Here is a 23,135-nt window from a genome sequence, read left to right as displayed (position 1 = left end):
GTGGAGAATGAAGATAACGAATACGCAGAGAATACTGTCTCTGCTGGTGCTGATTTGCTGCGGTAACAGCGTTGCAGCCGCCTCGACTGGCATACTGAACGTCACTGGCTCCATTAAGCTCGCGACCTGTTATTTTGACAGCGTCGAGGGGCAAGAACACAAGGACTACGACTGGATGATGCAGCAGGTCTCTGTGGGGAGCCTACGCACAGCCGGTATGACTCATGGCCGTTCGCTAGGCAGCATCCATATCGGCGGGGTACATTGTACCAACGGTTACACGCCCTATATTACGCTGGGAAATGGGCCCACGGTCAGTCCGGATACCGGCAACCTGGTCAATACGCTGAGCGGCGAGGCCGAAAACGTCGAAATCCGGCTTCTGATGAATGACAAGCCGCTGGATTTACGCACCGGCCCGCGCGTTGGCTGTGCCGTTATTGTCGATAACCGCAGCCAGTGTGATATCGGCTATGAGTATTATGCCACCGGGCGCGCAACCCCCGGAAAAGTGAAGAGTGCGGTACTGTTTAATATCAGCTATGACTGATTTCTTCAGTGCACCGAGCAAATTGATGCCTGCGCTTGTCCGGTAGCAGGCATCACCCCATCTACGGCATATTTCGTCCAGAGTAAATCTCCTGCATCTCTTTACACAACAGCTTGCTGATCTCCAGTTGCCGGGCCTCGCTGAGGGTGTGCAACCTGGTGCTGAACAGGTAGTCATGCAAATCGAACGCTTTTAGCAACATCTTAGTATGGAAGATATTTTCCTGATAAACGTTTACATCCACCATCTGGTATAGCGACTTTATCTCTGGCGAAATGAAGTTTTGGATCGAATTGATCTCATGATCGATGTAATGCTTCACCCCATGCACATCCCGGGTAAAACCTCTGATCAGGTAATCGACCGTCACAATATCTGACTCCAACTGCTGGATCAGGTAGTTGAGGGCTTTCAGCGGTGAAATCACCCCGCAGGTCGAGACGTCGATATCGGCACGAAAGGTGCAAACCCCACACCCAGGGTGACTTTCCGGGTAGGTATGAACGCAGATATGGCTTTTGTCCAAATGCGCCACGACGGACTCTGGCTGGAGAGGTTTGACGCCATTTGGACTTATCGGCTCCTCACTGGCGAGAATAGTCACGCTGGCACCTTGAGGCTCATAGTCCTGGCGGGCAACGCTCAGCACGTTGGCCCCAATCAGCGAACAGGTTTCAACCAGGATCTCGGCCAGACGGTTGGCATTATATTGCTCGTCTATATAGGCGATATAGCCGTCACGCTCAGCTACCGTCTCGGCGTAACAAATATCGTAGATACAAAAACTCAGACTCTTGGTCAGATTATTGAATCCATGCAGCTTGAGCCTTGGCAATTGACTTCACCTCCCTTATCCCTTCACCTGCGGCCACTACCGCAATTGCATACGGGCAACACATTCCGGCAGCCCCGCCTTAATCATGGTTTCATCATTTTTGACGGTGATAAACAGGCACTGCTTATCCTCACCAAACGCCAAACTATTGGGATGCGGAGCCATAGGTATGGTCTGCAGCAGGCAATAGCGGGCTGTATCAAATACCGTTAGTGTGCCCTCGCCAATATCCACGCGAATTCCTTTGCGATTGGCGACGTAAAGCCTTTGCCGCTCGCCATCCCATGCCAGGCCGATCGGTACTTCATCCGTTGCCATTCGTGCAATAACGTCGCCATTGTCGGCGTTCAGAGCGAAGACCTGATGACCCGTGCTACGGGCAACATATTCACGTTCCAGATGATTGTTACGCCAATCACTGCGGTCAATGCCCTGATCGACACCGAAGATCCGGTTTTGCTGTGGGTCATAGACCATATTAAGCAGTTGATCGACTTCGATCTCCCATTGGGAAACAACCGCCAAGCTGTCTGGATCCACCACAAACAGCTGGCCCTGCATGTTAGATACGAAGACGCGGCGCCCCGTTTCATCCAGCGTGATCCCCACCACGTTATAGCCGAAACCGTGAATAATCTTCTCTAGCTGACGCTTGCGGGTATCCACCACAAACAGCACGCTATCGATACCCAGCCCCAACCCCGGCAAGAACAGACGCTCACTACGGGGATCGAAAACCAGCTCCCGCAGCTTCCATGGGAAGCCTTCGCTCACGCCAAAGCGCTCCAATTCCCGTAATAAAAAAGCCTGACGCTCGCCGACAATCCCCTCCCGTTGGTACAGTTGCTTGAAAGCAATCTCCTGCATCAACGCAATGGTGGCGATCGGCCGATTGGCGGCAATATCCACTACGGCGACGGTCCCGTTAAACCCCTGTGAGAGATAAAGATGCCCACGGCGATCGTCCAGCGCCACGCCAAACCCTTTGACCTGTAACGATATCTCCTCCTCAACGGCCAGGGTTTGCGGATTTATCCGCAGTACACGGGATTGCCCCTCATCTTCCCAATCGGGAGAGCTGACAAACAGCGCCTGCTGTGAGGCACTGTAAACCAGCTCTACCAAGGTTTTGGCCGGATAGATGCGCTGAATATCGGTCAACGGCTCCTGCTTCATAACACACTCCTTTTATGGCGTAATGCATCAAGCCGTAGCGCCGGTTGACCAACGGAATCGGCCATAACGGCAAACACCTGACGTGTTGTTTGGACGATCTGCTGTACCTGCTCGCATGAATAGCGATCGGTGCGATAGCTCAGCATGACGCGCACCGAAGGCTCGCCGTCGATTTGCTCTTCCATCACCTCAAACTGTAACCCCAGCACCGATTCCGTTTTCTCGGGATCGATCTGGCGAAAGCGGATCTGCTGACCATCGGCCAAGCTAAACGCCCCGTTAAGCTTATTTTTGGCATGAAGCTGAATGAAGACCTCAAACATATGGCTGTCGTGTGACGCGCGATCGCCAAACAGCCCCTCTTCGACCAGATCGATCGGGATGTCGCTAAAAGGCAGTGAATCATTTATCTGCCGTTTCACGTCATCGATCAGCGCGTTCAGCGTAGTGTCATCAGTAAAACCGATCCGATGGGCGACAACGGTGGTGAAGTAACCGATGGTATCGAAAAATTGCGCGTCGTTACGCCCAGAGGCCGAGGTGCCAATGACCAGATCTTTCGCACCACCAAGCAGATGGAGCGCCGCAGCAATTCCGCTGTATACCACGTTAAACAGTGAGGCGCCCTGCTGTTTCGCCAGACGATAAAGCCCAGTGGAGACAGCCTGCTCCAGCTTGAACTCAACCCAGTTGCCAGAGTGAGAAGCCGCATCGGCCTGTTGCACTTCGCTGGCGAAAATCGACGCCGAAGACGGTGCTGGGTGCAAACGTTCCAGCCAGAACCGCAGATGTCGATCGTTAACCCCGGCCTGTTGCTGTTGGATTGCGAACGCGTGGAACGGCGGGGGTGTCTGCTGCCACTCCGGTGCCGATCCGGCGGAACGGCTTGCCATCGCCAGGGCCAATTCATCCATCAGGATATTCACCGACCACTCGTCCAGCACAATATGGTGGAACAGTAGCGAAACCACCTGTTGGCCATTTTCCTCATCCCGTAGGAAGGTGATGCGTACCGGTAACTCATCATCTAGCTCAAAGTGGTGGCTGGCTGCGCGCTGTAGCGCCTGATCCAGCGGTATATCCTGAGACTGCGAATGCCAGAACCATTCGTACTGAGAGAGCATCTCCGGTGGAACGATCTGCTGATAAACCTCGCCGGAAATGTCGACAAACAGGGTGCGCAGAGCCGGATGACGCAGCAAAATATCCTGGAAAGCCTGGAAGAACAGCCCTTCATCAATCGGGTCGAGAAAGCGCAGCGCAAAGGGAATATTGAAGGCTTCGCCGCAGCCTAGCGCCTGATAGATTTTCCACAATGACCGTTGCGCCAGCGATAAAGGAGCCTGCGGACTCAGCAATGCCAAACTCTCCGCTTGCTTACCCGGCGAAGCGGCCACGTTATTAGCGATGTAGGCATAGCGCGCCAGTTGAGCCGCGCTGGGATAGCTGAAGAGATCGTTGATATTGATCTCAAGATGCTGCTGGCTCTTCAAGCGGCCAATAATGCGTGTGGCAATCAGCGAGTGCCCGCCGAAATCGAAGAAATCGTCATGTTCCCCCATAGTGGGCACAGCGAGCGCCTCGCGAAAGGCTTGAAGGATATGTTGCCGTATCGCCGCATCAGTTCCCGGTGTGACAGGGGAAGCCACTGCCTGCGCAAAGACCTCAACCGAGCTCTGCCGAGCGGCACAATCCGGCTGCGGCAAGAGCTCCATAATGAATGGCTCAGAGGAGTGCGGAGGAACTTGCTGCTGATACAGTGCTCTGACCTTGTGCGGTATATCTCGCCAATCCAGCGATGCTGACAGAATACGATGCACTACCATCCCCAGAATGCCGTCTCTGTCGCCGGAAAACAGCATAAAGCGCAGCGGCGGAGACTGCTCCAGGTCAAAAGGTATCGCTTTGGCACTTAACAGGGCATCAATAGCTTCCTGGGGATGGCGGATCGTCTGGATGGTCACCGCTGGCGGTGAACATGAATTGTCACTGCGCATCAGCCCGCGCTCACCATAAACGTAACGGGCGTTCATACCTGGCCACTGCCGTTGGGCTTGTTCCAGTACGTTGACCAAGCGGCCATAATCCACGGCACCGGTTAACTGCCAGGCCAACACCTGTTGGCCTTCCCCATGTAGCTGTTGCTGGTGTTCGAACCAGGCCTGCTGCTCAAACTCGCTGGCGGCTTCTTCTTCACCGCTGAACTCGCTAAAACTAGTGTTCACATTTCCCTCCCAGGCAAAAACCTGCTGCGCCTTTCATTGGCGATAGATGACCTTAGAAATCCAGTTGGACGACGGCACCCACCAGGCGTGGCCGCTGAATAACCGCGGTAGAAACGTCGTTATTCATCACCATGATGCGTTTATCAGAATCAAACAGGTTTTGTGCAAACACGCTGACGCGCCCCTGCTTGAAGGTGTAAGCCAACTGCATATTGGCAATCACTCTGGAAGGGATTTTCCCGCGTTGATCGTTGTCGTACTGGGAATAATAGGTATCGGAAAGCGTCACATTACCGCTTAACTCCAACCCTGGCATAAGATTATATTTCGCCCCCATATTGGCGGTGACTGCCGGAGCGCGTGGTAATTCATGGCCATCAATTCTGCTGTCGGAGAATTTCTTGATTTTGGTTTTTAATAACCCTACTGAGCTATTTAGCTCAAAATTCCCCGTCGGTTTCCAGATAGCCCCAAGTTCAGCGCCATAGGTTTCGACCTTATCTGCATTGCGGATCATCATTGAGTTCATATTGGAATCCAGATAATACGGCAGTTGCATGTCTTTATAGTCGTTATAAAACAGGTTGGTGATCACCTCGAGATTAAGATCTTCAATACCATGGCGGCTATACAGCTCATAGTTCCAGACATATTCAGGATCGTAGGTATAGTTGATCAAAGGGGCGGAAAACGTCATCCCAGCGCCACCGCCGTTGTAGCCGCGAGCCACCTTGGCACCAAAGGTTTGCCGCGATGAAGGCTTCCACGCGACATCCAGCTTGGGCAGGAACACATCCCAGGTTTGATCAAAATCGACCTTACGCGCCTTGCCGCCCTTACGTTGACGGTGCTCTCTTTCCACCCGGCTGGCGGCGGTAATATCGATATGTGGCAACACGGCCCAGGTCAATTCGCCAAAAGCAGCGTAGGTATCTGTTTTATCCTTGAACGGGCTACCGCCAGGGAACAGGTTCACGAACTCATCCTGCGACGCATGGAAGTAACGCGCACCAGCCAGGCCACGCCAGCGATCGTTTGGTGTGCCGAAAAGCACCAGCGGCTCCATTTGGAACTCTTTCCCTTCAATGTCGGCCCACGGCAGCGCTTCTGCGGTACGGCGATGGTTACTAAAATCGGTATAAATAAACTTGTTCTGGACGCTTAACTGCTCCGACGGCTCCCAGGCAATATCCCAAATACCACTGGTGGATTTGGTCTCAACGACTGGGCGACGCTGGTCAAAACGGGAGCTGGCGTGGTCGGCCGGGCTTAGTGCTTCATTCTGCGGTGCCTGGCTTTCATAATGATTTATCGAAAGTTTAGTGGTGAGATCGCGTAGCCCGGCCGGGTTAAACAACAGCTTCCCACGGATGTTGGTCACTTCGATTTCACGCGGATTACCCACCGGCTCGTAGGAGATCAGATCGACAAAACTCTCCCGCCGCTGGCGGTCGGCACTTAGACGAAATGCCAATTGGTCCTCAACAATCGGCCCCGATAACATGGCAGAAGCCTGGGTGGAATCCTGATTTCCGCCCCCGGCCCTGACCGCCGAAGTCCAGTCAAACGTCGGGTCCTTGCTGCTCATAACCACCGCACCGGCAATCGCATTACGCCCCTGAATGTAGTTTTGCGGCCCTCGGTAGACTTCGACCCGTTGCATATCCCACAGGGATTGCGGCCCGACGGCCAGTTCGTTGTAGGTTAAAGAACGCCCATCAAGCGAGAGGTTCATGCGTGGCCGGGTACCGCTGAGGAAGGCGTTGGCACCCGTGGCGGGCCCTGAGCCATCAATGCCGCGAATGGTTGGAATATCGTTACCAATGCCCGTATCCAGGACGTTGGCCGTCATTTTTAATAAATCGGATACCTGCGTTGCACCGGGCAGTGAATCGATGCGCGCATCGTCAAACACCTCAATACTGGATCCGGTATCGTAAATAGTACGCCTTACTTTTTCCCCGGTAACAATAATGGTATCAGGCTCGTTATTCTCATTACGTATTGGGGCATCATCGGCAGCAATGGCATCCGCTGCGGCGAAAACACATAACCCCAGTATAACGGAGGGCATATGATATTTTTCAGAAATACGCTGGGGCCTGTTACATAATGAAACCGGGCGTTTTTTATCACCCTTTAATTCGCTCATTGATCTCTCCTTTGCCAAATGCACACTAAATTTTTAGCTTTTCAACTGAGCGACAAAGAACACACTGCTTAGTAACTGGTCTTTACGACCTTATTATTAGTCATCCACTTAATAACTGCGTTTATTACCGCAACACCCAAAATTAGGCACAGCTATTATTTAGAGTTTCCCTAGGTACATCGACCAAGAGACAAGCAAGTCAATAATCACAAACGATAATCATTTACAATCTTGAATGCAAATCAATTTGATCATATTTGCGACACCCCTCCCTTAGCCTTAGCGACAGCCGCCACGCAGTAACAGAGCCAGCAAGTACCCGCCACCTATCATCCCCGTCATTAATCCTACCGGCATCATCAGCCCTGATGGCTGTATCTGGGCGACCATATCGGCCCCTAACAACAGGCAGCCGCCCACCAGACCCGCACTGACCACCGGCAGGTTTGAATTGCGTGTCAGGCGTATTGCCAGCTGTGGTGCCATAAGCGCGATAAAGGCAATCGGCCCCGCCGCGCTGGTTGCCACCGCAGCCAAAATCACGCCGCAAAACGTCATAATCTTGCGGGTGAGATCGACACGGACACCCAACTGGTGGGCTACCTCATCCCCCATGGTCATGATGTTCAATCCTCTGGCACATATCAGCACCACCGGCAATAACAACGCAATGCTGGCGGCCACCGGGATAACGTGCAGCCAGTTTCGGCCCTGTGTGGTTCCCGCCAGCCATAAAGTGGCCATCACGGCGTTATCAATATCGCCTTTAACCAGCAGCAACCCATTGAGGGCACTGAGGACCGCACCGACACCAATGCCCATCAAGATCAGGCGGTATCCCTTCACCACGCCGTGATGATGGGCTAGCCAGTAGACCAGCAACGACGTCGCCAACCCCCCGCCCATGGCCGACAGCACGATCGCCACGGTGTTACCGTTGAACAGGACAATCTGCACAATCGCACCGGTTGCCGCACCGGTGGTGAAGCCAATGACGTCTGGCGATCCGAGCGCATTGCGCGATACGGACTGAAAAATCGCCCCGGAGATGCCCAAGGCGCACCCTACTAAAACCGCCGTCAATACGCGCGGCAGGCGGATCGCCCTGACAATTTGCTGCGCCATGGGATTTCCTTCCCCTGCGATGGCTTGCAGCACGCTCGATACCGGCAACGTAAAGCGCCCCACCGTCAGAGCGAAAGCGGCAGCAACCAGCAGCAAAGAGGCCAAAGCCAGACATACCAGCACCGTCCGGTTGACGCTCATACCCGTTCCCCCTGCCAACGCTTCACCAGCAGCACGAAGCAGGGGCCACCGATCAGCGCCACCATGACGCCAACGCTGACTTCACCGGGATAGCCAACGATGCGCCCCAGAATATCGGCCAACAGCACCAGCATGGCGGAAAACAGCATGGCCCAGGGCAATAGCGCTCGATGCTGTAATCCGGCAACGGCACGGGCAAAATGCGGTGCGGTCAGGCCAACAAAAACGATTGGCCCAGCCGCCGCCGTGGCTGCCCCCGCCAATATCACGATAATCAGCGCGGACATGACCACCAGCCAGCGCGGACTAACGCCGAGCGCCTGGCCGGCATCTGAGCCGAGTGCCGCAATATCCAGCATTTTGCTGCTGGCTAGCGCCAGCAACAGCCCCACGCCCACCAGCATGGCAACCGGGAGCAGTACCTCGAACCCTCTTCCCTGTAACGATCCAATCACCCAGTGCCGGAAACGATCGAACGCTTCTGGTTCACTGTTGATGATGACGAGCTGAGTCAGGCTAAGCAGCACAATGGTCAGCGCGGCCCCGGCCAGCACAATCCTTACCGGGTTATTGCCATCAATGCCGCCAACCAGCAATACCGCAACGCTGACTATCGCCGCACCGGCCACGCCAAACCACATAGTGCTAAAGACATTCGTCACATCAAACAGCGCGATCGACAGGACGATCGCCAATGTGGCACCGGCATTCACACCGAGCAAGCCGGGATCTGCCAGAGGATTACGGGTGAGCGTCTGCATGATGACGCCAGCCGCGCCAAGTGCCGCTCCAACCACCACCGCCAATAAGGTGCGCGGCAGCCGTAGATAGCAGACCAGTAAATGCTCACTATTGTGCGGATCAAACTGCGTGAGCGCCTGCCAAATCACCGCAGGCGGAATGGGGCGAGCACCGAAATAGAGGCTAAAGCAACTGAGAACCAGCAGTAAAACCAGCCCAGAGACCAGGCCAGCCTGTCGCCAAGCACACATTTCACTGCTCCTGCGTTGGGCTACCGGCAAAATGGCGGACAATGTCTGCCACCATCTCACTGGCGCTGTAGTAATCCACCCGGAATGCATGTGCGCCGAGGCTGTAAACCCGGTGTTGTTGTACCGAAGGCAAGCGCTGAAGCAGCGGGTCATGCAGAAATTCGTTTATCCTGACGTCGCCTGCGCTCAACAGAAACGTGGTGCCCGCCGTTAACTGCGTCAGATTCTCATATTCAGCCCAGATAAAGTCGCCGGAGCGGGTGAGATTGCTCTGCCAGGCCGGGTTTGGCGCTTCGATCGAAAACCCTAACGACTCAAGTAAACGGGCGTGCACACTGGCCGGTGTCGCCACGGGATTGACCGTTCCCGGGCCGTTAAAATTGATAATATTGGCTTGTCCGTCAGGCAGATGGATTTGCTGGCGGGCGTTGGTCAGCAGCGCGTCAAAACCGCCGATCCGCCGTTCAACCTGCGCCTCAAGCCCCAGTGCGGCTCCCAGCTCACGGGCCAGAGCTTGCCAGGTCTGGTTGCCATAATTCACGATAATGACCGGTGCAATAGCCCGTAGCTCAGCCAAATAGGCGCGCGATGAGTCTGCGCCATTGATTGAAACGACGATTAAATCGGGAGCCGTGGCATAGGCCAGTTCGAGATCGACACTGCCCGCGGGCCAGGCTTTAGCGATGTGGCGCTGCTCGGCCACCTTGACCCATTGCCCAAAGAACTGGCCGTTTACCGCCGTCGCGCTGGCGACAACCGGAGCATCGATCGCCAGTAGCGTTCCGGTGACGCTGACGGAGGTAGAGAGAATACGGCCCGGAGGGGCCGGGATTTGAGTGACGGAGCCATCCGCGTTGTGAAACGCCCTGGGCCAACCTTGCGCAAAACCATGGCCGCTGCCCATCAGCAAGGCCAGTAATAATAAAAACCCCAATGCGGGATGACGACGTTTACCCGGTAACAACCTCATCTTCTGCTTGCTCCCTGTGCATAACCCCGAGGTGCCATCTCAGTGGCCACGGAGTGAACTTATGTGTCTCGCATAACCTTACCCTGCTCAATGTATCGCCAACAACATAAAAAAGAATAATTTTCATTCGCATTAAGCTCTGTTATATATTTAGGCGGCTTCCGTTGGCCAATCAGGAACGATATGCGATGAAATCATTGACTCCAATGCAGGCAGCTTCATGGGTAGGCAGGCACTCTGCGCAGGCATTAGGCGGTGTTGCCGCGCATTTGTACGCAGAATTCGATGGCACCATCACCGATATCCCCCGCTTTCGGCAGGCTGTGGACGCACTCTATCGCACGCACCCAATGCTGCGTCTTCATGTCACCGCAGAGGGGCTACAGCATGTAGTTGCCAGTCATCCGCCACTGGGTATCGATGATTTTTGTCATTACCCACCAGACGAAGTACAACGATTACTGGCTGGCAAGCGGCGGCGCATGGAGAACCAGCAGTTGCTGCGCGATCAAGGCTACCCTTGCGAAATCAGCCTGACGATATTGCCAGGGCAGGCCAGCCGGCTGCATATCGATCTGGATATGATCGCCGCGGATGCCCTCTCCTTTCGTATCGTGATGGAAGATCTCGCCCGCTTCTACCAACAACCACCGCCGCAGTGCACCCCAGTGATGGAGGTCGCCTGGTTTAGCTATCTGGCGAAGCGTACCCACGATCCACTGCTGCTTAGCGCCAGAGAACGAGACCGCGCCTGGTGGCGGCAACGTTTAGCGGATATTCCCCCTGCTCCCGCCATTCCCTATACGGACAGGCAGTGTCAAACCCGCAGAATGGCAATCCAGCTTAATCCCCAAATCAGCCATGCCTTGCAGCACTGCGCGCGTCATCACCATCTGACGTTAAGCTCGCTTTTCCTTGCATTGTTCAGCCTGACAATGATGGAAGGTTTCAGGCAGCCCGCGTTGCGTATCAACGTACCGACCTTTTTCCGCGCTCCCAATATTACGGGCGGTGACGACATCGTCGGTGATTTTTCCGATCTGTTGTTGTTCAGCGCCGAGCTGCGCCCCGATGAAACGCTGCTGCATTATTGCCAACGCACCATGACGCAGTTGCACGAAATCCTTGGCCACGGCGGCTATTCCGGGGTGAGCGTGATGCGCGACCTTTCGCGCCTGAAGGGCCAGCTGCAATACTCCCCCATCGTCTTTACCGCCGGGTTCGGTATCTCCGGTGGCGTGCTGTTCTCCGAGCGGGTCGGCGGGCAATTGGGTGAACTGGCGTGGGTCATCTCTCAGGGGCCGCAGGTCGCGTTGGACGCGCAGGTAGCCTGGATTGGCGATGGAATTCTGATCAACTGGGATGTGCGTGAAGATGCGTTTCCCCCCGGCCAACTGCATCAGCTCTTTACACGTTTTCACACGCTCGTCGAACGCCTGGCCGCGGCTCCGCAACACATTGATGACAGCGTTTCGGGCTGGTTGACACCACCAGCGGCATTACGGCAAAAGGAGGAGCGAATGGGGAAACCATTAACGGCTCTCCAGCAGGCTTATCTGCTGGGAAGCAGCGAGCAATGGCCGCTCGGTGGCGTTGCCATGCACGATTTCAGGACCTTTAGGGGGCTCATCGATCCTGCGCACTTCCGCCGTCGGCTGGCAGAGTTGGTTAATCACTTCGCCGCATTACGCACCTGGATCGAGGAGGAAACACAACAGCAGCACATTCTGCCTGAGCTGGAACCTCAGCTGGAAGAGATCGACCTGCGCGATGCCAGTGAAGCAGAGGCGGCTAAGAAAGTGCAACAGCTGCGGCAGCATTACCAACAGATCCGCCACGATCCGTCGTCGCCCCCCTGGCGGATCATTCTGATTACCTTGCCTGGCGCAACGGAGTACCAGATTTTCACCAGCTTTGATGCGCTGATCCTCGACGGCCAAGGGATCTCGCATATCATCGCCCGGCTATTTGATGAACAGCCGCTTGCAGTACTTGAACATGACGCTGCACCGAACGAAGCAGATGAAAAAGAGCGGGAACGGGCAAAAACCTGGTGGCAAGACAAACTGGCGCAGGTGGTTACCCCTTCCCGGCTTCCCTGGCAGCAACCTTTGGGCGAGATCGTACAACCCCGCTGGCGGCGTGAACAACAAATTCTGGATGCCAGCCATCTGAAGCAACTCACCCGCCTTGGCACATCTCGGGGACTGTTTGCCAACACCACTCTGTCGGCTATCGTGCTCGACACGTTGGCGCTCTGGTCGGAGGATGAAGCGCTCACGGTAGGCATTCCCGTTGCCTTCCCAGCCAAAGAGGGGCAACCCACCAATCGTTCGACGTTTATTGCCATTCACTACGTCCGTCATCACCAGCCGTTAGTCGACAGCGCCCAACGTCTGCAGGAAGACATTCTTGGCGGATTGCAAAACCTTGCCTGGTCAGGTGTGGATCTGGCTCGCCAACTGTCACCACGAACCGCGCGTGCCCCCGCGCTGCCGGTGATCCTGACCAACTGCCTGAGCTGGGAAACGCTACCGGCCAACGCGCCAATCCGTGCCGAAAGCGGTCTGACCCAAACGCCGCAGGTCGCGCTGGATATTCGCCTAATGTACGATGAACAGCGCAATTTACTGATGATTGCCGACTATGTTGAGCAGGCTCTCGCGCCCGAACAGGTCAGCGCCATGCTGAATGCAATCCACCAGCGCATGCTGCATATAGTCTCTCAAGGTTCGCTGGATATCCCCGTCCGCGAAACGATGAATTATCCGCATTACCAGGCTAACACTCCCGCCAGCGCCGCCGTGAGCAACGATTTTCTGGGCCGCATCGCAAAAAATCTGTTTTCCAATACTCGTGATGGGGTGGCCGTGATCTGCGGCGAACAACAATTACGCTGGCAGGCGCTGGGTGAGCTCGTCGCCAGCATGACCAACGGACTGCTCGCACGCCAGCTGGGGCCGGGGAGCGTGGTAGCAATTTATCTTCCACGCAGCCTGGAGCATATCGCTATCTCGCTAGCCTGCTCCCTGTTAGAGATTATCCGGGTGCCGATAGATATTAATTCTCCTACAGAACGAACGGCGTATTTACTGGAAAATTGCCAACCCAAGCTGGTGATATGCGATGAAGACGCCGCAATCCCAGGCTCAGTCACGCCTGATGCGCTCAAATCCGCCAACGTCCACCCACCTCGGTTTGACGCTCAAAGCGACAGCACCCAACCCGCCTATTATCTCTATACCTCCGGTACCACGGGCAAACCGAAATGCGTCGTGCTGAATAACCGGGCAACGGCCAACGTGCTTGGGCAAACCCTCGCTCACTGGCAGATCACCGAACGAGATGTCTTTATCTCGGTGACGCCGCTGCACCACGATATGTCAGTGTTTGATGTGTTTGCCTCACTCAGCGTGGGCGCAACGCTGGTGCTGCCAGCCAGGCATGAGGAAAAAGACGCCATCAGTTGGGGCCGCCTGGTGGCACAACACCGGATCACACTGTGGTGCTCTGTGCCAGCGATCCTGGAAATGCTGCTGGACTGCGCAACGCCAGACCAACTCTCCTCCCTGCGGCTAGTAGCCCAGGGCGGCGATTACATTAAGCCCGCCACCATCCGGTTACTGCGTTCTAGGCATCCCCATTTGCGGCTGATTTCACTCGGCGGCCCGACGGAAACGACGATCTGGAGCATCTGGCACGAGATCACCGCTAGCGATACGGAGCAAATTCCCTATGGTAAGCCGCTGGCGGGTACTCAGTATTTTATCTGTCATGACAGCGGTGAACATTGCCCTTGCGGCGTCGCTGGACGCATCCACACTGCAGGGGCCAATCTGGCCTGTGGCTATCTGGAAAATGGGGCGTTGGTGCAGCACGACTTTGTTGACGTGCTGACTCCAGATGGCATTAGCGAGCGAACGTTCCGTACCGGGGACATTGGCTATTACCGGCCTGACGGCGCCATCATGTTTGCCAACCGCATTAATGGCTACGTTAAAATTCGCGGCGTACGGGTTTCACTGCCGGAAATCGAGGAGGCGTTGCGCCAGCATCCAGCCATCGAGGATATTGTGGTGCTCGATTACGCGGTGGACGATACGCCAGAAAAGTCGCTGGGTGCGGTCTATCTGGCAGCTAATCAAGTCCCACCGAGCATGTCGGAGCTACGCATCTTCGCGCAGCGCTATTTGCCCTGTACTCACATCCCTGGCCGCTTCATTGTGCAAACCCGCTTTCCCCTCTCGGCAAATGGCAAAGTCGATCGCCATGCGCTGCGTAGCGAACTGGAGCAATCTCATTCGGCAACGCTCGCCGCTCCGGCGACACCCCAGCAAACGGTGCTGGCAATCTATTGTGCCGTGATGGGTCAGCCACTGCGGCCTGAATGGCATCCGCAGACCCCGTTTCTTGCCATGGGGCTGAAACTCAGCCATATGCCAGCGCTGAGGGAGAGGATCAGCGTGGAACTCGGCGTTTCACTGCCAGCAGCGGCCTTGATTAAGTGCAAAAACGCCGAAGAGGTTTGCTCTCTGCTGCAATAAAAAGCCAATCTCCGCCAGCGAGCCAGCCCGTTGGCGGAAGATCTTACTGGTTCAGCAGTTGGTAAACCGGCTGCTGCCCCGCTTCGGGCATCATCGCCCTACTCAGGAAGCTGTGCAGATGTGTGAACATCTCCTCGACGTTCAGGGAAGCATACATCGCAGGATCGGCGTCGATATCGATATGCAGTTCGCTAGCATCCGTTCGGCCACGCCAGGTAATGTTAAAACCATCCCCTGGACCGCTCGCCATAACATCGCGCTCTGCTTCACAGCCTGCAAACAGCGGGGGATCGAAGGGAAGCACGTTGATCAACGGTGAGAAAAAGTAACGCGTTCCTTTTCCCAACCCTTGATCGGCGGCCAGGGTCTCAATGCGATAACGCCCGTGAGCACGCAGGTCGCGCAACGTTTTCGCGGTGCGTTTGACGTAGTCCACCACCTTCTCCTGTGGTTCGACCTGAATAAACAGCGGCAGAATATTCACCGCCAACGCCGGGACGCTGGCGGCCACCATGCCACGGCGATTCATGACGGGCACCCAGATTGGCTGTACCTCAGCCTTGTTCTCCCCATAAAGCCGAAACGTCAGCCAGGCAGCAGAAAGTGCCAGTAGCAAATCCGGCCAGCCTGTACCGCAGCGCTCGGAAAAGGCGCTCAACTGCTGGCTAAAGTGTTCAGGTAGTACCGCTTCGCTGTGTAGACACTCCGCACCGTAGTCCTCCCCTCCCTTCTGCAGAACCGGGAGCGAAGGCGCATCGGTAACATACCGGCGCCAATACTCGGCGTCCTGCCGCGATTTTTCGCTACTGGCGTAGTGCTGCTCTTCAGCCAGAAAATCATAAAACGCGTGGAAAGGTTGGCTAGCGATGGTTTTTTGCAGACGGGCACGATAAAGCTCAGCGAGACGATGTTCGATCAGCGCCATGCCGAAACCATCAATAATAATGTGATGTGCCCGGATATAAACGGTGTAATGCGTAGGCGAAAAGCGGATCAACCAGACGACCGCCAGCGGCTGACTCAGTAAATTGAGCTGACGCTCGATGTCGACCTGCATCATCGACTCGGCAACGTCGGTCTGTTGTAACTCAATCAGGCGTACCCGAGGACGCAGTTGGGGATTGCAGCGCTGTAGCGGTAGATCGTCATTGTCAGGCAGTTGAAACTGGATGGTAAAAACATCGGTTTCAGCAACAACCTGCTCCAACGCCGCTAACAGCCCCGGTTCATCAATCTCGCCGCGTAGCGTAATGCGGTGGGCGACGGTAGAGACGGGCTGATGCGGGTGAAAGCTAAACTCCTCCCAAAAATCAAACTGTGCCGGTGTCAGCGGCAACCAACGGACTGACTGAACAGTTTCCAACATGTTCCATCCCTTTTCAGTTTTTCAGTGTTGTGAAACAGCGACGTTTTATTCACCACCGGGTGAACGCCCTGCTTCATCCCAGAGAACGATGTGTAGCTCACGACATGCTCAGCACTGAAAATAAAAAGAAGTGTTTGCTCGATCTGACAGGATGAGTAGCCCATCCATTAATGGAAATAGTAATCATTATCAATAAAAAATGAAATATCTTTGCGGTATTTTCAGCAAAAGCCAACGGGGGAGGAAGGTGTGAAGACGGCACGATAGAAAAGACGAAGCCCTGAGTTATTGCTAACTCAGGGCTTCTGAATGTTGGCGGAACGGACGGGGCTCGAACCCGCGACCCCCTGCGTGACAGGCAGGTATTCTAACCAACTGAACTACCGCTCCGCAACGTTCCCTCTTGCGGGGGAACGAGCCGAATATTACGGTTGCCTCGCCATTCCGTCAACGTCTTTTCTTATAAAAAGAGTCGTTTGCACAGTTTTTCAACGAACACGCGTTGATTATGCCGCTTAAGCGTCATTTCTACCCTGACAGGCTGTTATTCGGCTGGTGCGCCACCACGCCACAGGCAGCTACCACCCTTCTTTTGCACCAGATCCAGACGTGATTCGTGAGCCTGCAATTCTGCGTCACTGGCATAGATCACTTTCATCGCCGTAGCCGGGCGTTGGATGCGTTGGATATCCTGGGCTGAATCCGTCTGCTGGGTGTCCCCTTCCATCTGGAAAGCCATCGAGGTCTGGCCACCGGTCATCGCCAGATAGACTTCCGCCAGGATCTCGGCATCGAGCAAAGCGCCGTGCAGCGTTCGCTTGGTGTTGTCTATCTCATAGCGGTTGCACAGCGCATCGAGGTTGTTACGCTTGCCTGGAAACAGGCGGCGCGCCATCAACAGGCTGTCGGTGATGGTGCAGAAAGTATCCGTCTTCGGGATATCTCGCTGCAACATGCGGAACTCGTGATCCATAAAGCCGATATCGAACGCTGCGTTATGAATGACTAACTCGCCACCACGGATAAAGTCGATAAATTCAGCGGCGATCTGATCGAAAGTAGGCTTATCCGCCAGGAACTCATCGCTGATACCGTGTACGCCGTAAGCTTCCGGATCCACCAGCCGATCCGGCTTGACGTAAACGTGGAAATGGCGCCCGGTCAGGCGACGGTTGATCACCTCAACGGCCCCGATCTCAATGATACGGTGACCTTCGTAGTGAACCCCTAGCTTGTTCATACCGGTGGTTTCGGTATCGAGAACGATCTGTCTGGTTGGTGTAGAGATCATAATGCTGTGCTCATGGCGCTGGTTTATGTCAGACTTGGTTTTTATAAAACTGATAGGAAGAGTCTACCAGAGATGCTTAAACAGGTAGAAATTTTCACCGACGGCTCTTGCCTTGGTAATCCAGGCCCCGGCGGTTACGGCGCAATTTTGCGTTATAAACAGCACGAGAAACTGTTCAGCGCGGGTTATTACCTGACGACCAATAACCGCATGGAGCTGATGGCCGCCATTGTGGCGCTCGAAGCCTTGACCACCCCCTGCGAAGTGGTGCTGAGCACCGATAGCCAATACGTACGCCAAGGGATCACCAGTTGGATCCACAACTGGAAAAAGCGCGGCTGGAAAACTGCCGACAAAAAACCGGTGAAGAACGTCGATCTTTGGCAGCGCCTGGATCTGGCGATTGCCCGCCACACCATCCGTTGGGAATGGGTCAAAGGCCATGCCGGGCACCCGGAAAACGAACGTTGCGACGTGCTGGCACGCGATGCAGCTGGCAGCCCGACGCAGGACGACGTTGGCTACAAACCCGAAGCTTAAGGCAGTTTGCGATAACTCTTGGTCGCGCCCACTGCGCGGCTGAGAGAGTGTTTTCTCGCCCCCACTTTCATCGGCGTTGGCGTCAGCGGCAAGGTTCGCTTGCGGGCTACAATCACGCTCATACAGCCAAGCGCCGGTAAATGCGTACTCAAGAAAGTCCCTCCTTTGCGCTGCCAAGGCAACACGTGGAAGCGCGTCTGATCCAACACCTCATAATTGAGAAGGCTGAGCCAGTCCAGCAGGCGCATCTGGGTAAACATCCGGCTGACGTAAGGCTGGCGTTTGCGCAACCTGGGGATCAGCTTCCCCAAACCTAGCAGGCTAAAAGGGTTGAAACTGCTGATCACCAGCCAGCCATCGTCAATCATGACGCGATCCACCTCACGCAGCAAACGGTGTGGGTCATCGGCATAAGAGAGCGTATGGGCCAATAGACAGGCATCGACGGACTTGGCCGCAAAGGGCAACTGATAAGGATCGGCCTGCACATGCAGGTTATCCCCGGCCAATCCCACGTTAACCTGATGCGAGATGGCGCACTTTTCGCTATCCAACTCGGCGCTGAGATTGCCGATCTTCAACAGATGGAAACCAAACATCTTGGGCCACCAAGGCTGCAACTCCCGCTCCAACGCCTCACGATAGTATTCGCCCCACGGCAACCCGGCCCAGGAGTAGGGGCTAGTGAGCTTTTGTAGAGTCTGGGCTGGTTTCATGGTTTAGTATCTTCTTTCAAGCCGTTGCCAACGAGAGGTGTTCCATGAATCTTATCAGCATTCCCGCTTTTCAGGACAATTACATTTGGTTATTGGCTAACCAGCAAGGGCGCTGTGTGATCGTCGATCCCGGCGAAGCTGGTCCGGTATTATCGGCGTTGTCCCAACGGCAACTGACCCCCGATGCCATATTATTGACCCACCACCATCACGACCACGTCGGCGGCGTTGCGGAAATCGTTGCGCAATATCCGGATCTGCCGGTGTATGGCCCTCAGGAAACCGCTAATAAGGGAGCAAATCGGTTGGTTCAGGATGGCGATATCCTGGAAATTGGCGGGCGTAGCTACACCACCATCGCGGTTCCAGGGCATACCCTGGGTCACGTGGCATTCTACAGTGCACCTTATCTTTTCTGTGGAGATACGCTTTTTTCTGCGGGCTGCGGACGGCTTTTTGAAGGGACGGCAGAGCAAATGTACCACTCATTTCAACGGCTCGCGCAACTTCCCGACGAAACCCTAATTTGTTGCGCACACGAGTACACGCTCTCAAACCTTAAGTTTGCCAGGACAATTTTACCGCAAGACCGCCAGATTGAAACATATCAGCAACAAATTGAGCAATCAAGGGCAAAAGGAGTACCCAGCCTGCCCACAACGTTGCAATTAGAGCGTAAAATTAATCTATTTTTACGCTGCCATGACACTGATTTACAAAAGGAAATAGGCTTTAATTCGCCGCCGAGTCAGCTTCATTCGGTTTTTTCCGAATTACGCCTGCGCAAGGATGCCTTCTAAGCTTTTAGTTGTGTTTTTTGGCGAAGCAAAGTATCCTTGCTCGTCTTTTAAGCAACTATATTGACACACACATGAAGGCTAAAGCGATACTTCTCGCCTCGGTCTTGTTGGTTGGTTGCCAGTCATCCTGGCAGGATGTATCGGCGCCAAAGCAACATGCACAGAGTCTGTCTTCGGCAGGTCAAGAAAGTGAAGCAGGAGAGTACACAGCGAGTTCGGCACGGTGGCTAGACAGTAACAATAGCGCCGCTCAGCAGAACCTGTGGAACTTCATTAGCGACGAGCTGAAGATGGAGGTTCCGGAAAACGACCGGATCCGTGAACAAAAAAGAAAATATTTAAAAAGTAAGAGCTATCTCCACGATGTAACACTACGGGCAGAGCCGTACATGTACTGGATAGTCGGGCAGATTAAGAAACGCAATATGCCGATGGAACTGGTACTGCTACCCATAGTGGAGAGCGCTTTTGACCCTCACGCCACGTCAAGTGCCAATGCCGCAGGGCTATGGCAGATCGTGCCGCAAACGGGTCGCAATTATGGTTTGAAAAACAATCAGTGGTATGACGGGCGCCGTGATGTTGTGGCCTCGACGACTGCTGCGCTTAACATGATGGAGCGTTTGAACCGCATGTTTGACGGTGACTGGTTATTGACCATCGCCGCGTATAACAGTGGTGAAGGCCGAGTCATGCAGGCGGTTAAGGCGAATAAACGTCAGGGTAAGTCCACCGAGTTCTGGGCATTGTCGCTTCCGCGTGAAACGTCAATCTATGTCCCGAAAATGCTGGCACTGAGCGATATCATCAAGCACAGCAAAAAGTACGGCGTCAAGTTGCCAAAAACTGACGAAACCCGTGCACTGGCGCGTATTGATGTCGGTCAGCAGATCCAGCTGACTCAGGCGGCAGAGATGTCTGGGCTTTCTCTCACCAAGATGAAGGCTTATAACCCTGGCTACAAGAAAGGCGTTACGGCACCTAATGGGCCCCATTACATCATGGTTCCCAAAAAGAATGCCGCACAGTTGAAAGACTCGTTGGCCGACGGACAGATAGCTGCAACATTACCAACCACCCAGTTGGCGAAGAACAGCGGCCTATCAGGCGGAAGTGCGTATAAGGTTCGCTCCGGCGATACGTTATCCACCATCGCCAAACGGTTGAACGTTAAGACCAGCGATTTGCAGAGTTGGAACAATTTGCGTGCCAAGAGCACGCTGAAAGTTGGGCAAACCCTGCAAGTGGCCAGCAATGCCAGAGATAACAGCAGCATCACCTACCAAGTGCGTAAAGGTGATTCGCTATCCAGCATTGCACGTCGTCACGGCGTCGAAATTAACGACGTGATGCGTTGGAACTCAACGATCGGCAAAGCCAGCAGTTTGCAACCTGGTGTGAAGCTGACGCTGTTTGTCAGCAACAAATCGTCGCCGGAAACCTAAGTTTTCGCCACAAAAAAAGCATCCCTCGGGATGCTTTTTTATTGGCCAAATTTCGCTACCAGACCGGTTTATCGGTTTGCGAATGGAACTCCACCAGCAGCGGATTGTGGTCTGAGGCCTGAGTCACCAGCACCGAGGCCTCTGTAACGCCCAGGTTGCGGTAAAAGATAAAATCCAACGGACGGCCAAAGGCTTTACGGCGATGATCGTCGGCGAAATTGACCTCGTGCAACGCCATATCACTGGCAAATTGATACAGCGCGTTGATGCGCTTGCGACTCCAGGCGTTAAAATCCCCCGCCATGATCACCGGCCCCCGATGCAGGGCTATCTGCTCACCAATCGGGCCAAGCTGTTTGCTGTAAACATCCACTCCCAGGCTAAAGTTCACCGCGTGGATATTCACTACCATCAACAGCTGACCATCTAATAAAGGGTAGACGGTGATCAACGCCGACTTGGCCAAACGCAGCAGCGGCTCCCGTTCGCGCAGCGGGCAACAATACACCGGATGTGCCGCCGCCAGCGTCATCACACCTGAAGGGTGTTGCGGCAACACAAAGGCGGGCACCTGATCGGCAGCCAGATAGTTAGAAGTAGCAAAGCTGACCAATTCCGGCGTGGTCTGCGCCTCCTGCAATAGCACCAGCTGCGCATCTTTACCGAAGTCTTTCAATACCGAAAGCCAATCGGCACGCTGCTGTTTGAAAATATTCCATACCATTACCCGCAGCGCGCCAGACGTAGGCAAGGCGGCCCCGGCCGGTAGCGGCTGATTGATGGCACCAGGGAAAATCCGTTCAACTGGCTGGCCCGCAACATACCTCATTGCATAAGTTCGTTTCGGCACGTTATTCGCCTATTTCCCGTTCGGATGAAGATCACGTTGATAGCAACATGGCTACCAAGACTAAATTGAGTATACGCCTGAGCGGCTCTGCCAACATGGCTTTTAGAGATCCAGTTATAGGGGCAAGGCGGGCCGATTTCAATCAATGCCGTGTATGTGTCTGTAAAGGTTCGCGCTGAATGCGAAAAGGCCCGCCAATGCGGGCCAAGAAGAGTACAAGATGGGATCAGGCGAACTGCCGTGGGTATTGTTTATCCAAGCGGCCACTGAGACCAATCAGTAACAATGCCCCCACCACAATCAGCGCCCCGATCCAAGGCGTTTGCGCCAACCCTAGTGAGGCCACGGTCTGTCCGCCAATCACCGAGCCCAGTGCGATCCCCACGTTAAAAGCCGCGATATTCAGGCCAGAAGCAACGTCCACCGCGTTCGGCGTGTACTGCTCGGCCTTCTGCACCACATAAACCTGCAAGCCCGGGACATTGCCAAAGGCAAATACCCCCATCACCACCACCGTCAGCAACGCGGCGATGCTGTGGCTTGCTGTAAACTGAAACACCAACAGCAAGGCGGCTAACGCGGCAAAGATAAAGCTCAATGCCCGTACCGCGCCATGACGGTCGGCCAGCTTGCCGCCCCAAATGTTACCGATGGCTACCGCTATGCCATAGGCCAGCAAAATCCAACTGACGGCCGGAGCCGAAAAACCAGCCAGCTCCTGCATCATCGGCGCCAGGAAGGTGAAGGTCGTAAATACCCCGCCGTAGCCCAGTGCGGTAACGGCATAAATCAGCAGCAGGCGCGGGTGAGTTAGCACTTGCAGCTGATCGCGGATGCTGGCACTGGCCTGGTTCTTGATGTTATTCGGGATCAGGATCAGGCTGGCAATAATCGCCACCATACCAATCAACGACACCGCCAGGAAGGTCTCACGCCAGCCGAAGTGCTGGCCGATAAAGGTGCCTAACGGCACGCCGGTCACCAACGCGACGGTCAAGCCACCAAACATGATGGCGATGGCCGTTGCCGCCTTCTCTTTGGCTACCAGGCTGGTCGCAATGGTTGAACCCACCGAGAAAAACACCCCGTGCGCCAGGCCAGTCAGTAAACGAGCAACCACCAGTGACTCATAGCTCGGTGACTGCCAGGCCAGCAGGTTGCCAAGGGTGAACAGCACCATCAGGCCCACCAGCAGCATCTTGCGTGGCACTCGGCCGGTTAAAGCGGTCAGTACCGGCGCGCCGATCGCCACCCCAATGGCGTACAGGGTCACCAGCAGCCCTGCGGAGGGCACAGTGACGTTCAACTGCTCGGCGATGGTCGGGATCAATCCGACAATCACAAACTCCGTGGTGCCGATGGCATAGGCACTGATGGTCAAGGCAAGTAAAGCGAGAGGCATTGCTAACTCCAAAAT

16 protein-coding genes, 1 tRNA gene and 1 pseudogene are annotated in these 23,135 nt (G+C 54.9%); 5 read left to right on the top strand and 13 right to left on the bottom strand.

Annotated features, from left to right (window positions below):
- The first annotated feature begins 7 nt into the window (after positions 1-7).
- Positions 8-550, top strand: coding sequence for a fimbrial protein (locus D9980_RS25840; RefSeq protein WP_121608830.1), 543 nt, complete (start codon positions 8-10; stop codon positions 548-550).
- Between the two features lie 61 nt (positions 551-611).
- On the opposite strand, the gene speD is transcribed toward D9980_RS25840, so the two are convergent.
- The 7 genes from speD to fepB all read right to left on the bottom strand — a co-directional run bounded on the left by speD (position 612) and on the right by fepB (position 10,166).
- Entirely contained in the window at positions 612-1,385 is a 774-nt protein-coding gene (gene speD / locus D9980_RS25835; protein ID WP_121608829.1) for an adenosylmethionine decarboxylase, read from the bottom strand.
- Between the two features lie 36 nt (positions 1,386-1,421).
- Positions 1,422-2,561: a YncE family protein gene (locus D9980_RS25830; RefSeq protein ID WP_121608828.1), complete on the bottom strand. Its 1,140-nt coding sequence runs from the start codon at positions 2,559-2,561 to the stop codon at positions 1,422-1,424.
- Positions 2,558-4,786 (bottom strand): condensation domain-containing protein, encoded by a 2,229-nt coding sequence (locus D9980_RS25825; protein WP_121608827.1) that lies wholly within the window; start codon positions 4,784-4,786, stop codon positions 2,558-2,560. The genes D9980_RS25830 and D9980_RS25825 overlap by 4 nt, the downstream gene beginning before the upstream one ends.
- Before the next feature lie 52 nt (positions 4,787-4,838).
- A complete protein-coding gene (locus D9980_RS25820; protein WP_121608826.1) occupies positions 4,839-6,938 on the bottom strand; it encodes a TonB-dependent receptor in 2,100 nt (699 codons plus the stop codon).
- Between the two features lie 279 nt (positions 6,939-7,217).
- A complete protein-coding gene (locus tag D9980_RS25815; protein ID WP_121608825.1) occupies positions 7,218-8,204 on the bottom strand; it encodes an iron chelate uptake ABC transporter family permease subunit in 987 nt (328 codons plus the stop codon).
- Positions 8,201-9,196, bottom strand: a complete 996-nt coding sequence (locus D9980_RS25810; RefSeq protein WP_121608824.1) for an iron ABC transporter permease — start codon at positions 9,194-9,196, stop codon at positions 8,201-8,203. The genes D9980_RS25815 and D9980_RS25810 overlap by 4 nt, the downstream gene beginning before the upstream one ends.
- A gap of 1 nt (position 9,197) precedes the next feature.
- On the bottom strand, positions 9,198-10,166 hold the full coding sequence (gene fepB / locus D9980_RS25805) for a Fe2+-enterobactin ABC transporter substrate-binding protein (protein ID WP_121608823.1): 969 nt from the start codon (positions 10,164-10,166) through the stop codon (positions 9,198-9,200).
- A 188-nt stretch (positions 10,167-10,354) separates the two neighbouring features.
- Between fepB and D9980_RS25800 the strand changes: the two genes are divergently transcribed.
- Positions 10,355-14,710 (top strand): amino acid adenylation domain-containing protein, encoded by a 4,356-nt coding sequence (locus D9980_RS25800; RefSeq protein ID WP_121608822.1) that lies wholly within the window; start codon positions 10,355-10,357, stop codon positions 14,708-14,710.
- 43 nt (positions 14,711-14,753) lie between these two features.
- Here D9980_RS25800 and D9980_RS25795 read toward each other — a convergent pair whose 3' ends face one another.
- The 3 genes from D9980_RS25795 to dnaQ all read right to left on the bottom strand — a co-directional run bounded on the left by D9980_RS25795 (position 14,754) and on the right by dnaQ (position 17,367).
- Positions 14,754-16,076 (bottom strand): condensation domain-containing protein, encoded by a 1,323-nt coding sequence (locus tag D9980_RS25795; protein ID WP_121608821.1) that lies wholly within the window; start codon positions 16,074-16,076, stop codon positions 14,754-14,756.
- A 313-nt stretch (positions 16,077-16,389) separates the two neighbouring features.
- Positions 16,390-16,466: transfer RNA gene (locus tag D9980_RS25790), tRNA-Asp, on the bottom strand.
- Positions 16,467-16,620: 154 nt separating this feature from the next.
- Entirely contained in the window at positions 16,621-17,367 is a 747-nt protein-coding gene (dnaQ, locus tag D9980_RS25785) for a DNA polymerase III subunit epsilon (protein WP_121608820.1), read from the bottom strand.
- On the opposite strand from dnaQ, the pseudogene rnhA reads away from it, so the two are divergent.
- Positions 17,321-17,907: pseudogene (gene rnhA / locus D9980_RS25780) on the top strand (ribonuclease HI). The gene dnaQ and the pseudogene rnhA sit on opposite strands and share 47 nt — an antisense overlap.
- Here the strand turns inward: rnhA and D9980_RS25775 are convergent.
- On the bottom strand, positions 17,904-18,623 hold the full coding sequence (locus D9980_RS25775) for a class I SAM-dependent methyltransferase (protein WP_121608819.1): 720 nt from the start codon (positions 18,621-18,623) through the stop codon (positions 17,904-17,906). The pseudogene rnhA and the gene D9980_RS25775 overlap by 4 nt on opposite strands.
- A 44-nt stretch (positions 18,624-18,667) precedes the next feature.
- Between D9980_RS25775 and gloB the strand changes: the two genes are divergently transcribed.
- Together gloB and mltD are read left to right on the top strand one after the other, a co-directional pair.
- Positions 18,668-19,423 carry a hydroxyacylglutathione hydrolase gene (gene gloB / locus D9980_RS25770; protein WP_121608818.1) on the top strand — a complete coding sequence of 252 codons (756 nt, stop codon included), beginning with the start codon at positions 18,668-18,670 and terminating at the stop codon, positions 19,421-19,423.
- Between the two features lie 71 nt (positions 19,424-19,494).
- A complete protein-coding gene (gene mltD / locus D9980_RS25765) occupies positions 19,495-20,868 on the top strand; it encodes a murein transglycosylase D (protein WP_121608817.1) in 1,374 nt (457 codons plus the stop codon).
- A 55-nt stretch (positions 20,869-20,923) separates the two neighbouring features.
- Here the strand turns inward: mltD and D9980_RS25760 are convergent, their stop codons facing one another.
- Together D9980_RS25760 and D9980_RS25755 are read right to left on the bottom strand one after the other, a co-directional pair.
- Entirely contained in the window at positions 20,924-21,697 is a 774-nt protein-coding gene (locus D9980_RS25760; protein WP_237734038.1) for an endonuclease/exonuclease/phosphatase family protein, read from the bottom strand.
- 247 nt (positions 21,698-21,944) lie between these two features.
- Positions 21,945-23,120: an MFS transporter gene (locus D9980_RS25755; protein ID WP_121608815.1), complete on the bottom strand. Its 1,176-nt coding sequence runs from the start codon at positions 23,118-23,120 to the stop codon at positions 21,945-21,947.
- Positions 23,121-23,135: the final 15 nt, after the last annotated feature.

Source organism: Serratia sp. 3ACOL1 (genome assembly GCF_003668775.1).
In the GTDB taxonomy this organism is placed as follows: Bacteria; Pseudomonadota; Gammaproteobacteria; order Enterobacterales; family Enterobacteriaceae; genus Chania; species Chania fonticola.
This window is presented reverse-complemented; position numbering and strand designations above follow the sequence as displayed.